The organism is Shewanella sp. ENK2 (genome assembly GCF_043568515.1).
GTDB classification, from domain to species: domain Bacteria; phylum Pseudomonadota; class Gammaproteobacteria; order Enterobacterales; family Shewanellaceae; genus Shewanella; species Shewanella japonica.
In genome coordinates this window covers 708,631-721,538 of record NZ_CP171406.1, presented here as the reverse complement: position 1 = coordinate 721,538, position 12,908 = coordinate 708,631, and the positions used below count along the sequence as shown (strand labels likewise).

Genomic DNA, 12,908 nt, shown 5'->3' with positions numbered 1-12,908 from the left:
TTTTATATTTATTGTACTAGTGTCATAATTAAGTCATATTGCTGGTGTGGCACTTTTTAATGTAAGTGAGGTTGTGTGTTTGAGCTGAAGTCTGGCGATAAAACATTATCGTTATCTAACCCTGTCGTAATGGCAATTATCAATGTTACCCCTGATTCTTTTTCTGATGGTGGTCAGTTTTCTACGTTCGAAAATGCCTGTAAACAGGTTGATAAAGTCATCGAAGAAGGTGCGACCATCTTGGATATTGGTGGCGAGTCCACTAGGCCCGGTGCAACTGATGTATCAGTTGAAGAAGAATTGGCTCGTGTGATCCCAGTGATTGAGTATGCGGCTAAACATCCTAATATTTGGATTTCAATCGATACGAGTAAACCAGAGGTGATGGAGAAAGCGGTCGCTGCAGGCGCGCATATTATTAACGATGTCCGCGCTTTACAAGCACCTGGCGCAGTCGCGATGGCGACTAGCTTGGATGTGCCTGTATGCTTAATGCATATGCAAGGTAAGCCTGAAACAATGCAAGATAATCCAAGTTATGACAATGTTATTCAACAAGTTATCGATTTTCTATCATTACGCATTGATTATTGTGTTGCAGCAGGTATGCCTCGCGAAAATATTATCATTGACCCGGGTTTCGGTTTTGGGAAAACCTTAGCGCACAATTATGAGCTATTGGCAAAATTACCTGAACTTCATAGCATGCACCTACCTGTACTTATCGGCCTTTCTAGAAAGAGCATGATTGGCGATTTACTCCAGCGAAATGTAGATGAACGACTCGCTGGTAGTCTTGCAGGAGCAATGATTGCGGCGCAACAAGGCGCGCAAATTTTACGAGTACATGATGTAAAAGAAACCGTCGATGCGTTAACGGTTATGTCAGCAACCATGGCGAGTTTACATGAATAAAGTGATATAACCTGTTAGTTTAGCTGATTGAGTTAGTGTGAATTCACTTAATGTGAGGTACTAATGCAACAACGTAATCTATTTGGCACGGATGGAATTAGGGGAAAAGTTGGCGCAGGCTTCATGACCCCTGAATTAGCTTTAAAATTAGGTTGGGCTGCAGGCAGAGTGCTTTCACGCAGTGGGACAAAGAAAATTATTATTGGTAAGGATACCCGCATTTCCGGGTATCTTTTCGAATCAGCATTAGAGGCTGGTTTGTCTGCTGCAGGACTTAATGTTCTGCTCGTTGGTCCAATGCCTACCCCCGCAATTGCTTACCTTACTAGAACGTTTAGAGCTGAAGCGGGAATCGTTATCAGCGCTTCACATAATCCATATTATGATAATGGCATTAAATTCTTCTCTGCTGACGGCAGTAAGTTAGATGACAAAATAGAATTGGAAATTGAGCATGAGCTGACTAAGCCTATGCAATGTGTTGAGTCACACCTACTCGGTAAGGCGGCTCGAATTGATGATGCCGCCGGTCGATATATTGAATACTGCAAAGGCCACTTTCCGGCAAATCTGACTTTAAACGGATTAACTATAGTCGTCGACTGTGCTCATGGTGCTACCTATCATGTTGCACCCAATGTATTTAAAGAGTTAGGTGCCAATGTGATTACCATTGGTGATAAACCTAATGGATTAAATATTAATGATAAAGTTGGAGCAACTTCCATGGCGGCTATTTGTGAAGCCGTTATCAATCACAATGCAGATGTGGGAATAGCACTCGACGGTGATGGTGACCGTATCATGATGGTCGATCATCAAGGCAATATTATTGATGGTGACCAAATATTGTATATTCTTGCTCTAGATGCGATCAAACAAGGTAAATTTCAAGGCGGAGTTGTGGGGACCTTGATGTCAAATCTTGGATTGGAAGTTGCATTGAATGAGTTATATGTACCGTTTGTTCGTTCAAATGTTGGTGACCGATATGTCATGGAGCTTATGCGCCAAAATAACTGGCGTATCGGCGGTGAAAATTCAGGTCATATTCTTAATTTAGATCATGGTACGACTGGTGATGGTATCGTTGCTGGGATATTAGTATTAGCAGCCATGCAATGTGCCAACAGCAAGCTTGCTGCATTAGTTGCCCCTCTAGAAATGTACCCGCAAGTATTAATTAATGTCCGCTATAACGTCGACAAAAAGCCATTAGAATCAAAACTTGTGCGCTCTGTTCAGACAAAAATTGAAAAGCTATTGGGTCAAAATGGGCGAGTACTTATACGAGAATCAGGCACAGAACCCTTGATAAGGGTGATGGTCGAAGGTAAAAATGATGTTCAAGTCACGGCTTTTGCAAACGAAATTGCCGATGTAGTCAAAAGCGTGGGTTTGTGACAAAGTTCGGTATACAATCATTTTGCGTTTTTATTTATTATTAACTTATTTAATATCTTAGCTCAGCGAATAAAAAAACATCATTCCGTCAAGTTATGATAAATATTCCTGAGTTAGCTATTGTAAGTTGTTTGGCGGTTCGTTATCATTCACGCCGCTTTCAAAGGAGACAGTAATGGCACTCAGACGTCCTATGGTAGCTGGCAACTGGAAAATGAATGGCAGTGCAGCGTTAGCTCAAGAGTTATTCAGCAAGTTTGCTACAAAGCTCCAAAATGATTCTGCTGAAGTAGTTTTATGTCCACCTTCAATTTATCTTGAAAGTGTTAGACAACTACTTGAAGCAAATAAGCAAACCTTAGATGGTGCGCTTGTAAGAATGGGCGCACAAAACCTAAGTCAACATGACTTCGGTGCCTATACTGGTGAAATTTCCGGTAAAATGCTAAAAGATTCAGGATGTCGATATGTGATTATCGGCCATTCCGAACGTCGTAGAATGTACGGCGAAACAAGTAATATCGTTGCAGAGAAATTCGCTGCAGCACAAAAACATGGTCTAACGCCGATTCTTTGTGTTGGTGAATCAGGTCCAGCTCGTGAAGCAAGACGAACTTTTGAAGTCATTGCTGAAGAGTTAGACATTGTTATCGAAAAGAATGGCACCATGGCTTTTGATAATGCCATTATCGCTTATGAGCCTTTATGGGCTGTAGGCACTGGTAAAAGTGCAACTCCAGAGCAAGCGCAAGAAGTTCACGCGTTTATTCGTAATCGACTCTCTGAAGTGTCTCCATTTATTGGAGAGAATATTCGCATTTTATATGGCGGTAGTGTTACCCCATCGAATGCTGCTGATATATTTGCCCAACCAGACGTAGATGGTGGATTGATTGGCGGAGCTAGCTTAAACTCTAGCGAGTTTTTAAGTTTATGTTCCATAGCGATGAGCGCATAATATTATGTATGAAGTTTTAATTGTTGTTTACTTGGTTGTTGCGATTGGTCTAGTAGGACTGATTTTAATTCAACAAGGTAAAGGCGCAGATATGGGTTCTTCTTTTGGTGCTGGTGCATCAGGAACTCTATTTGGCTCAAATGGTTCAGGTAACTTCCTGACCCGTAGCACCGCTGTTTTAGCGATTGGTTTTTTCGCATTAAGCCTTATTTTAGGTAACTTAAGTGCAAACCACTCTAAAAAAGATGATGCTTGGAATGATTTAGGTTCTGCAGTAGAGCAAGTTGAACAAGCTCCTACTCAGGCTGAAACCTCAGAATCAGAAATTCCTGACTAAATTATTGCCTCCAATTGGCAAAAAACTAGTAGTGATTGCTTTAGCTAACTAGTGTAAAAAGTTTGAATGCGGATGTGGCGGAATTGGTAGACGCGCCATCTTGAGGGGTGGTGAGCTATGCTCGTGTGGGTTCAAGTCCCACCATCCGCACCAAAATTTAATTAATCAGCCTCAAGTTAACACTGATTAATTATTGCAAGCAAAGACGTAAGTTAATATAATTGCGCAAGTTGACGCGGGGTGGAGCAGTTTGGTAGCTCGTCGGGCTCATAACCCGAAGGTCGTCGGTTCAAATCCGGCCCCCGCAACCAGCTTATTATTTATTTCTTATTTCTAAGGATAAATAATTAAAAGGTTCTATATTTAAGACCTCGTTATTACGGGGTTTTTTGTTATATGGAGCTTAGTAACTCCGTGATTTTACGGACTTTCTTGGGGCTATTTGCCCTTTTTTTCGTTTTTGGGGGTCATTTTTGGCAACATTAGAAACTAAACTGACAGAAATGCTGACAGTACCTGTTGAAGCGTTAGGTTTTCAACTTTGGGGTATTGAGTTTGTCCATGCAGGGCGTCATTCAATATTACGTGTATTTATTGATGGTGAAAACGGTATCAATATTGAAGATTGTGCTGAAGCCAGCCGCCAAGTTAGTGCTGTTCTAGATGTTGAAGACCCAATTTCGACAGAATACACACTAGAAGTTTCATCGCCAGGTGTAGATAGACCACTATTTACGGCTGAGCAATACGCTGCTTATATCGGCGAAGATGCAAAAGTACAGTTAACGATGCCTGTTGCAGGTAGTCGTAATTTAAAAGGTGCTATTACGGCAATTGAAGGGCAAATGCTGACAATTACCGTTGATGGTGAAGATTTGATTGTGGCTTTAGATAATGTGCGTAAAGGCAACATTATTGCGAAGTTTTGATAGTTTCAAGGTGAACGAGGCAAGACATAATGAATAAAGAGATTCTGCTAGTCGCAGAGGCGGTATCCAATGAAAAAGCCGTCCCACGCGAGAAAATATTCGAAGCGCTAGAAATTGCTCTAGCCACAGCAACTAAGAAAAAATACGAAGGCGAAATTGAAGTTCGCGTTGCTATTGACCGTAAAACGGGCCACTACGACACTTTCCGTCGTTGGATGGTTGTTGATGATCAAGGCGAAGCTTTAGAAAACCCTTATAGTGAAATTACACTTGAAGCTGCACGTTTTGAAAATCCTGAAATTCAACCGGGTGAATTCATCGAAGATGAAATCGATTCAGTTGTTTTTGACCGTATTACAACGCAAACAGCGAAGCAAGTTATTGTACAAAAAGTACGTGAAGCTGAACGCGCGCAAATCGTAGAGCAGTTCATCGAAAGAGAAGGTGAAATTGTTACTGGTGTTGTCAAGAAAAGCACCCGCGAAAGTGTCGTCGTTGATTTAGGTAATAACGCAGACGGTGTGATTTATAAAGAAGACATCATCAGTCGTGAATCTTTCCGCCCTGGTGACCGTGTTCGTGCATTACTTTATGCCGTTCGCCCAGAAGCTCGTGGCGCGCAACTATTTTTAACCCGTAGTAAGCCTGAGATGATCATCGAGCTATTCAGAGTAGAAGTACCTGAAATTTTAGACGAAATGATTGAAATCATGGGCGCAGCACGTGATCCAGGCGCTCGCGCTAAGATTGCGGTGAAAACTAACGATAAGCGTATCGACCCAATCGGTGCTTGTGTTGGTATGCGTGGTGCACGTGTTCAAGCTGTATCAAATGAATTAAGCGGTGAGCGTGTTGATATCGTTATGTGGGATGACAATCCAGCACAATACGTGATCAATGCAATGGCACCTGCTGATGTTGCTTCAATCATTGTTGATGAAGACAACCACTCAATGGATATTGCTGTTGAAGCAGATAGTTTGGCACAAGCAATTGGCCGTAACGGTCAAAATGTTCGTTTAGCTACTCAACTAACAGGTTGGGAACTTAACGTGATGACCGTTGAGGAGCTAAACGCCAAGCACCAAGCTGAAAGCGCTAAAGTGATTAGCTTGTTTGTTGAAACATTAGACGTTGACGAAGATTTTGCAACCGTTCTTGCTGAAGAAGGTTTCACTTCTTTAGAAGAAATTGCATACGTACCAGAAGCAGAACTGTTAGAAGTTGACGGTTTTGATGAAGATATTGTTGCTGCCTTGCGCGAACGTGCCAAAGCAGCGATTTCGACTCGAGCATTAGCAACGGAAGAAGCACTTGATGGTGCAGAACCGGCTGCTGATTTATTAGCGTTAGATGGTTTAGAAAAGCATTTAGCATATGTTCTTGCAAGTAAAGGTGTGTCGACCTTAGAAGACTTAGCAGAACAAGGTATTGACGATTTAATCGATATTGAAGAATTGACAGAAGAAAAAGCAGGTGAGCTCATCATGGCTGCCCGTAATATCTGTTGGTTTGGCGAAGAAGCATAAGTCGATCAACAGGGGGATTTAATTGATGGCAGATACAAGTATAGATAAATTGGCCACAGAAGTGGGCAAGAATGTAGACAGACTGATTGAACAGTTTGCCGAAGCGGGAATTAAGAAGACTAAAACTGACAGCGTTTCTGAAACAGAAAAGCAAACGTTGTTAGATCACTTAAAGAAGCAGCATGGTGGTGAAAATGCGCCGCAAAAAATGACTTTGCAACGCAAAACTGTGTCTACTTTAAGCGTGAATGCCGGTGGTGGCCAATCTAAAGACGTTAAAGTTGAAGTACGTAAGAAACGTACTTTCGTTAAACGTGATGAAAGTGAATTAGCCGCAGAAGCAGAAAAACAAGCACAACAGCAAAAAGAAGCAGAAGCGGCGGCAAAAGCTGCAGCAGAAGCTAAAGCTGCTGAAGACAAAGCTAAGGCTGAAGCAAAAGCTAAAGCCGATGCAGAAGCTAAGGCAAAGAAAGAAGCCGAAGCTAAAGCAAAAGCAGAAGCAAAACCTGCTAAAGCTGATGATGCTGAAACTGCTGCAGCTAAAGCTGAAGCTGAGCGTATTAAAGCTGCTCAAGAAGAAGCGTTAACTAAAAAGCAAAAGAAGAAGCTGCACAAGCTGCTGAAACTGCGCGTAAACTTGCTGAAGAAAACTCTAAGCGTTGGGCTGAAGAGGAGCGTCAACGTATAGAAGCTGAGAAAAACAGCGACCATCACATCACAACATCTAAAGCTGCTCGTGCTGCTGAAGATAGCTCAGATGCTGCAGAAGAAAAACGTGGTCGTCGTTCTCGTAACAAGAATGCGAACAAGAAACGTGGTGGCAAAGGCGGTCGTGATAACCGTTCAAGAGGCGCTCGTAACCAAAGTACTGCTCCTGAATCAATGGCACACGGCTTTAACAAGCCTGTCGCAGTGGTTAAAGGCGACATTCGTATTGGTGAAACCGTTTCTGTTGCTGAACTTGCGCAGCGTATGTCTGTTAAAGCAACTGAAATCATCAAGCAAATGATGAAAATGGGTTCAATGGTTACGATTAACCAAATCCTTGACCAAGAAACAGCACAAATGGTTGCTGAAGAAATGGGTCACAAAGTTGTACTACTACGTGAAAACGAATTAGAGCATCAAGTACTTGGTGATCGTGATGAAGAGAACGTTGTTCTAGAAACACGTGCTCCAGTTGTGACCATTATGGGTCACGTTGACCATGGTAAAACATCATTACTTGATTATATTCGTCGTGCAAAAGTTGCCGATGGTGAAGCCGGTGGTATTACGCAGCATATTGGTGCTTACCACGTTGAAACTGACAACGGCATGATCACTTTCTTAGATACTCCTGGTCACGCAGCGTTCACTTCTATGCGTGCTCGTGGTGCTAAAGCAACAGATATCGTTGTATTGGTCGTTGCTGCTGATGATGGTGCTATGCCTCAGACAATTGAAGCAATCCAACATGCTAAAGCCGGTAACGTGCCGTTAATCATTGCTGTGAACAAAATGGATAAGCCAGAAGCTGATCCAGAACGTGTTAAGAGTGAGTTAGCGCAGCATGGTGTAATGTCTGAAGATTGGGGCGGCGAGCATATGTTCGTCAACGTTTCAGCTAAAGCAGGTACAGGTATCGATGAGCTACTTGAAGGCATTCTTTTACAAGCTGAAGTTCTAGAGCTTCAAGCTGTTCGTGAAGGTATGGCTGCAGGTGTGGTTATCGAATCTAAATTGGATAAAGGTCGTGGCCCTGTTGCTACTGTTCTTGTTCAAGAAGGTACGTTACGCCAAGGTGATATCGTTCTTTGTGGTCTTGAGTACGGTAAAATCCGTGCGATGAAAGATGAAAACGGTAAGAGCATTAAAGAAGCTGGTCCTTCAATTCCTGTTGAGATCTTAGGTCTGTCAGGTGTGCCATCTGCAGGTGATGAAGCGACTGTGGTACGTGATGAACGTAAAGCTCGTGAAGTTGCACTTTACCGTCAAGGTAAATTCCGTGATGTTAAACTTGCGCGTCAGCAGAAGTCTAAACTTGAGAACATGTTTGCGAACATGACTGAAGGCGAAGTACAAGAGCTAAACATCGTACTTAAAGCAGACGTTCAAGGTTCACTTGAAGCAATTTGTGATTCATTAACGAAACTGTCTACTGACGAAGTTAAAGTTAGCATTATTGCTCGTGGTGTTGGTGCATTAACAGAAACTGATGCAACACTTGCAGCAGCTTCAAACGCTATCATGGTTGGTTTCAACGTTCGTGCTGATGCACAAGCGCGTAAGACAATTGAAGCTGAAAGCGTTGATTTACGCTACTACAGCGTTATCTATGACCTAATTGATGAAGTTAAAGCGGCAATGACCGGCATGTTAGCGCCTGAGTTCAAGCAGCAAATCATCGGTCTAGCTGAAGTACGTGACGTATTTAAGTCGCCTAAGATTGGTGCAATTGCGGGTTGTATGGTTACTGAAGGTACCATCAAACGTAGCGCTCCTATCCGTGTACTACGTGAAAACGTGGTTATCTACGAAGGTGAACTAGAATCATTACGTCGCTTTAAAGATGATGTAAACGATGTCCGTAATGGCATGGAATGTGGTATCGGTGTGAAGAACTACAATGACGTCAAAGTTGGCGATCAGATTGAGGTCTTCGAGACGGTCGAAGTGGCCAGAACGCTGTAACACAGAAAGGGCGGCGAAAGCCGCCTTTTTTATTTATATAAAGCTATAAGGTATTAATGTTATGGCAAAAGAATTTAGTCGTACACGCCGTATTGCACAGCAACTCCAGCAAGAGTTAGCGATGATTTTACAGCGCGACATGAAAGATCCACGTATCGGCTTCGTGACAGTAAACGATGTTGATGTCTCTCGTGATTTAAGCTTTGCGAAAGTTTTTGTGACTTTCTTCGAAGAAGATCAAGAGTTGGTAGAACAAAAAATTGAAGCTCTGACAGCGGCTGCGCCTTATGTGAGAACATTGGTTGCAAGTCGAATGAAACTGCGTGTTATGCCGGAGCTGCGTTTTGTATACGATAGCTCGTTAGTTGAAGGCATGCGCATGTCTAACTTAGTGAGCCAAGTGATTACACAAGACAAAGCTAAGCAAGACCAAGCAAGACAAGATGAGTTAGGCTCTGACGATGTTGATGCATCAGAAGATAAAACTGAGGATAAAGATTAATGGCTCGTCGTCGCAAAGGTCGTTTTATTAATGGCATCGTACTTTTAGATAAAGGTACTGGCATCAGTTCTAACCATGCTTTGCAACGCGTCAAACGTCTTTATAACGCCAATAAAGCAGGCCATACAGGTGCTTTAGACCCTTTAGCCACAGGTATGCTACCCGTTTGCTTAGGTGAAGCAACCAAGTTCTCTCAACACCTTTTAGATGCGGACAAGCGTTATTTGGTGACAGCTAAATTAGGTGAAAGAACAGACACAAGTGATTCTGATGGTGAAGTTGTTCAGATCCGACCGGTTAAGTTTGAGCAAAAGCTGTTAGAGGATTCTTTAGAGCATTTTCGTGGTGATACCATGCAAGTGCCTTCAATGTTCTCTGCACTAAAGTATCAAGGGCAGCCTTTATACAAGTATGCTCGTGAAGGCATTGAGGTTCCTCGAGAAGCCCGTCCTATTACCGTATTTGAGTTGCTATTTGTTAGCCTAGAAGGCGATGACTTAACACTTGATATTCATTGCTCAAAAGGCACCTACATTCGTACCATCATTGATGATTTAGGTGAAATGCTAGGTTGTGGCGCACATGTCACTATGCTGAGACGAACCCAAGTTGCAGGCTATCCATATGAGAAAATGGTGACGCTTGAGCAGTTAACTGAATTAGCTGAACACTTCGATAAAGAAGATGAGTCTTCTTTTAGCGTGTTAGATGATTTGTTGTTGCCGATGGACACTGCTGTAGCAAACTTCACTGAAGTTAATTTACCGGATGCTTGTGAGCAATTTATTTTGCAAGGTCAGCCTGTTCAGGCTGCAGGCTTAAAAGCAGGTGAATTGGTCAGAATGACGTTAGGTGAGCAGCGTCGCTTTATCGGAATTGGCACCATGAATGATGATGGTTTGCTGGCTCCTAAGCGTCTAGTTGTTGATCACAGTGCAGAATAATCATTAATTACTAGCTTTTATCGACTGTTAAGTGTTTTTTATTGCGATAGTGACTGAATATAGTTAGAATGTCGCCCCCTCTGGCTGAGTTAGTGATTGGCTAGAGTTAATTTAATTTTTTCTGGAGATAAATATGTCACTAAGTAATGAACAAAAAGCAGCTATCGTAGCTGAATACAGCCGTGGTGAAAACGACACTGGTTCAACTGAAGTACAAGTTGCTTTATTGACTGCACAGATTAACCATCTGCAAGGTCACTTCAAAGAGCACATCCATGATCACCATTCACGTCGTGGTCTATTACGTATGGTTAGCGCACGTCGTAAACTTACTGCTTACTTAAAGCGTAAAGACGTAGCTCGTTATACTGCTCTTATCCAGAAGTTAGGTTTACGTCGTTAATAACGATGTTTAATTTGATTGTGTTTACATAGTCAAATTCTAACCGTAAAAAAGGAGGCTTAAGCCTCCTTTTTTATTATGTCCAATTTAGTCATACATCATCGCTTTACGTTTTTTTTAAAAGCAAGTCGCTGGCATTTAAACCTGTTCTAACGGCATACTCATTTCAGTAAAATATTGCGCTTCAAACTCGTCTAGCGGTAAGGGCTTACTGAAAAAGAAGCCTTGGCCAATTTGGCAATTATGTTGCTGAAGCCAAGTGAGTTGTTCTTGGTTCTCAATACCTTCTGCAACAATATCTAAATTCAGTTGCTGACCTAACATCAAAATGGTTGAAGCAATTGATGCATCATGGGGTAAATCAGATACAAACCCTCGGTCAATCTTCATCGTTGTAATAGGCAGATGTCTTAAGTATGACAATGATGAATACCCTGTACCAAAATCATCAACCGCTATACCAAACCCTGCACTTTTTAGCTGCTCCAGTTTAGTAATTGCTTGATCGACATCATTCATCAAAGAGGTCTCAGTTATCTCAATTTCTAAGAGTTCAGGACGAATTTGATATCTAAGCGCTAATTGCTTTATGTCAGAAACCAAACTGGCATCAGCAAACTGCTGCGATGCCACATTCACTGCTATTGGAATGGCATAATTGTATTTCTTTTCCCATTCACGAATGACCTTACAGCTTTGCTCGATAACCCAGCGGCCTATAGGAATGATTATCCCCGTTTCTTCTGCGATAGGTATGAAAGACATCGGCGGCACGAGTTCGCCATTCTTTTGCCAACGGATAAGTGCTTCACACCCCATAATTCGATTCGTTTTTAGATCGAGTTTAGGTTGGAAGTATAATAAGAATTCATTGTGCTTCAGGGCGTCATGTAGTGAGGCTTCTGTTTTGAGCCTCACAGCGGCATTCTCGGTCATTTGTTGCTTAAAGAATGCCCATTGATTAGAACCAGCAGCTTTAGCACTGTACATAGCGATATCAGCGTGTCGAATAAGATCCTCTGCGCCAGGGCCATCTTCAGGATAAATAGAGATACCGATTGATGCCGCAGGGTGAATGGCGTGCTCGTTAAGTTGTACGGGCGCATTTAGTTGTTTTTGCAGTTTATCGACGAAGTCAGCTGCTTGATCTGGTGTTTCTATATCATCAGCGACAATGACAAACTCATCGCCACCTAATCTTGCTACGCTGCCTCTGTCACCTACAACGGTTTCTAAAATCCTCGCGACACGTGCGAGGAATTGATCCCCAATAGCATGACCCAATGAATCATTCACGTTTTTAAAGCGGTCTAAATCGATAAAGAGTAGTGCAAAGTGTCTTTTGTGAACCCGTGCTCGTTGAATGGTTACATCCAAAGTTTCGAGCAATAAGGTGCGGTTAGGCAAACTGGTTAATGGGTCCCGAGTTGCCATTTTTCTGAGTTTATTTTGAGTCTGACTAAACTGTAATAAAATCTGGTTGAACTTTGAGGTCACTAGCCCAAGCTCATCATCTTTGTGAGCCTTAGCCATAGGCAGTAAGTTTTCATCGGGTAAATCTGGGTCTATTTTATCAATTGCTTCACTAATTTGGGCAATGGGTTGAGTCAAAAAGCGGTGGAAAACGATAGTTAATACTAAGGTGAGTAATAAAGCTCGTGCTAACGTAGCAATAAAGCCGAGTTGTAACTGATTAAATAGGTTATTGGTCATCTCTTGTGTGTTGTAAAAGATGGTAAGCGTTCCAATCAGTTGCTGTTTTTTATTGCCTTCAAAATAAAAAGGGCGGTATAGCGGTCGTGAAATCTCATTTAAGTCTTTAAATAAAAAGTGGCTTAAATTGTCGTAGTTTTCAGAGAATTGTTTTGGTTGATTACTGGCTGTTACGAAAAGGCTACCATCATCTAAGGTAATGACTGCAGAGCTAATATTATCAATTTTGATAATACCCTCTAAGGTTTGTTCGGTTTGTTTATCATCTAGTGCCCAAACTGCATTAGAGGCAGTTTGTTCTACTGAATTAAGTAACTCTTCTTGAGAGGCGGTAAGCTGCTGTTTGGTTGTGACGACAACTAAAGCTATCTCGACAACAAAAATGGCAATCGCAAAAAACAAAGCAGTAAATACAACTAAGTTAGTTTGCTTCCATGTCAGAGATTTAAACCTTGGTGTCATTCAAACGATTCCATTTGTTTTTATTACAGTTTCATAGAGAAGATATCGATTAGTTAGTAAATCTGCTGTGCCTAATCACTTATTAATTTATGTCGCTTTCGCATCATCTCACTTTAGACAAAATCAGATTAAATGTCAT

At 41.9% G+C, this 12,908-nt stretch carries 10 protein-coding genes, 2 tRNA genes and 1 pseudogene; 12 read left to right on the top strand and 1 reads right to left on the bottom strand.

The features are described 5' to 3' along the window. Positions 1–75: 75 nt before the first annotated feature. The 12 genes and pseudogenes from folP (at position 76) to rpsO (ending at position 10,594) form a co-directional block, all read left to right on the top strand. Positions 76–915: a dihydropteroate synthase gene (folP, locus tag ACGEDC_RS03305; RefSeq protein ID WP_394496412.1), complete on the top strand. Its 840-nt coding sequence runs from the start codon at positions 76–78 to the stop codon at positions 913–915. 63 nt (positions 916–978) lie between these two features. Beyond that, complete coding sequence (glmM, locus tag ACGEDC_RS03300; RefSeq protein ID WP_394496410.1) at positions 979–2,319, top strand: phosphoglucosamine mutase; 1,341 nt, start codon at positions 979–981, stop codon at positions 2,317–2,319. Positions 2,320–2,494: 175 nt separating this feature from the next. Next, on the top strand, positions 2,495–3,277 hold the full coding sequence (tpiA, locus tag ACGEDC_RS03295) for a triose-phosphate isomerase (RefSeq protein ID WP_055023708.1): 783 nt from the start codon (positions 2,495–2,497) through the stop codon (positions 3,275–3,277). A gap of 4 nt (positions 3,278–3,281) precedes the next feature. Further along, entirely contained in the window at positions 3,282–3,614 is a 333-nt protein-coding gene (secG, locus tag ACGEDC_RS03290) for a preprotein translocase subunit SecG (RefSeq protein ID WP_055023709.1), read from the top strand. Positions 3,615–3,682: 68 nt separating this feature from the next. Beyond that, a tRNA-OTHER gene (locus ACGEDC_RS03285) sits at positions 3,683–3,767 on the top strand. Between the two features lie 81 nt (positions 3,768–3,848). Continuing rightward, a tRNA-Met gene (locus ACGEDC_RS03280) sits at positions 3,849–3,925 on the top strand. A gap of 162 nt (positions 3,926–4,087) precedes the next feature. Continuing rightward, entirely contained in the window at positions 4,088–4,543 is a 456-nt protein-coding gene (rimP, locus tag ACGEDC_RS03275) for a ribosome maturation factor RimP (RefSeq protein WP_055023710.1), read from the top strand. A 29-nt stretch (positions 4,544–4,572) separates the two neighbouring features. Then, positions 4,573–6,072, top strand: coding sequence for a transcription termination factor NusA (gene nusA / locus ACGEDC_RS03270; RefSeq protein ID WP_055023711.1), 1,500 nt, complete (start codon positions 4,573–4,575; stop codon positions 6,070–6,072). 25 nt (positions 6,073–6,097) lie between these two features. Further along, a pseudogene (gene infB / locus ACGEDC_RS03265) lies at positions 6,098–8,745 on the top strand (translation initiation factor IF-2). Between the two features lie 61 nt (positions 8,746–8,806). Then, the gene (rbfA, locus tag ACGEDC_RS03260; protein WP_394496405.1) at positions 8,807–9,247 is read left to right on the top strand and encodes a 30S ribosome-binding factor RbfA; all 441 of its coding nucleotides are present in this window, start codon (positions 8,807–8,809) and stop codon (positions 9,245–9,247) included. After that, positions 9,247–10,191 carry a tRNA pseudouridine(55) synthase TruB gene (gene truB / locus ACGEDC_RS03255; RefSeq protein WP_394496403.1) on the top strand — a complete coding sequence of 315 codons (945 nt, stop codon included), beginning with the start codon at positions 9,247–9,249 and terminating at the stop codon, positions 10,189–10,191. Before rbfA ends, truB begins: the two co-directional genes overlap by 1 nt. A 133-nt stretch (positions 10,192–10,324) precedes the next feature. Further along, positions 10,325–10,594, top strand: coding sequence for a 30S ribosomal protein S15 (gene rpsO / locus ACGEDC_RS03250; protein ID WP_055023715.1), 270 nt, complete (start codon positions 10,325–10,327; stop codon positions 10,592–10,594). A 138-nt stretch (positions 10,595–10,732) separates the two neighbouring features. On the opposite strand, the gene ACGEDC_RS03245 is transcribed toward rpsO, so the two are convergent. Continuing rightward, positions 10,733–12,769: a putative bifunctional diguanylate cyclase/phosphodiesterase gene (locus ACGEDC_RS03245; RefSeq protein ID WP_119968457.1), complete on the bottom strand. Its 2,037-nt coding sequence runs from the start codon at positions 12,767–12,769 to the stop codon at positions 10,733–10,735. Positions 12,770–12,908: the final 139 nt, after the last annotated feature.

What these genes read in the sequence shown, in the direction of transcription:
- rbfA (WP_394496405.1), top strand. Translation starts at nt 8,807, where the DNA reads ATGGCAAAAGAATTTAGTCGTACACGCCGTATTGCACAGCAACTCCAG.
- nusA (WP_055023711.1), top strand. Translation starts at nt 4,573, where the DNA reads ATGAATAAAGAGATTCTGCTAGTCGCAGAGGCGGTATCCAATGAAAAA.
- secG (WP_055023709.1), top strand. Translation starts at nt 3,282, where the DNA reads ATGTATGAAGTTTTAATTGTTGTTTACTTGGTTGTTGCGATTGGTCTA.
- rpsO (WP_055023715.1), top strand. Translation starts at nt 10,325, where the DNA reads ATGTCACTAAGTAATGAACAAAAAGCAGCTATCGTAGCTGAATACAGC.
- tpiA (WP_055023708.1), top strand. Translation starts at nt 2,495, where the DNA reads ATGGCACTCAGACGTCCTATGGTAGCTGGCAACTGGAAAATGAATGGC.
- glmM (WP_394496410.1), top strand. Translation starts at nt 979, where the DNA reads ATGCAACAACGTAATCTATTTGGCACGGATGGAATTAGGGGAAAAGTT.
- ACGEDC_RS03245 (WP_119968457.1), bottom strand. Translation starts at nt 12,769, where the DNA reads ATGACACCAAGGTTTAAATCTCTGACATGGAAGCAAACTAACTTAGTT.
- truB (WP_394496403.1), top strand. Translation starts at nt 9,247, where the DNA reads ATGGCTCGTCGTCGCAAAGGTCGTTTTATTAATGGCATCGTACTTTTA.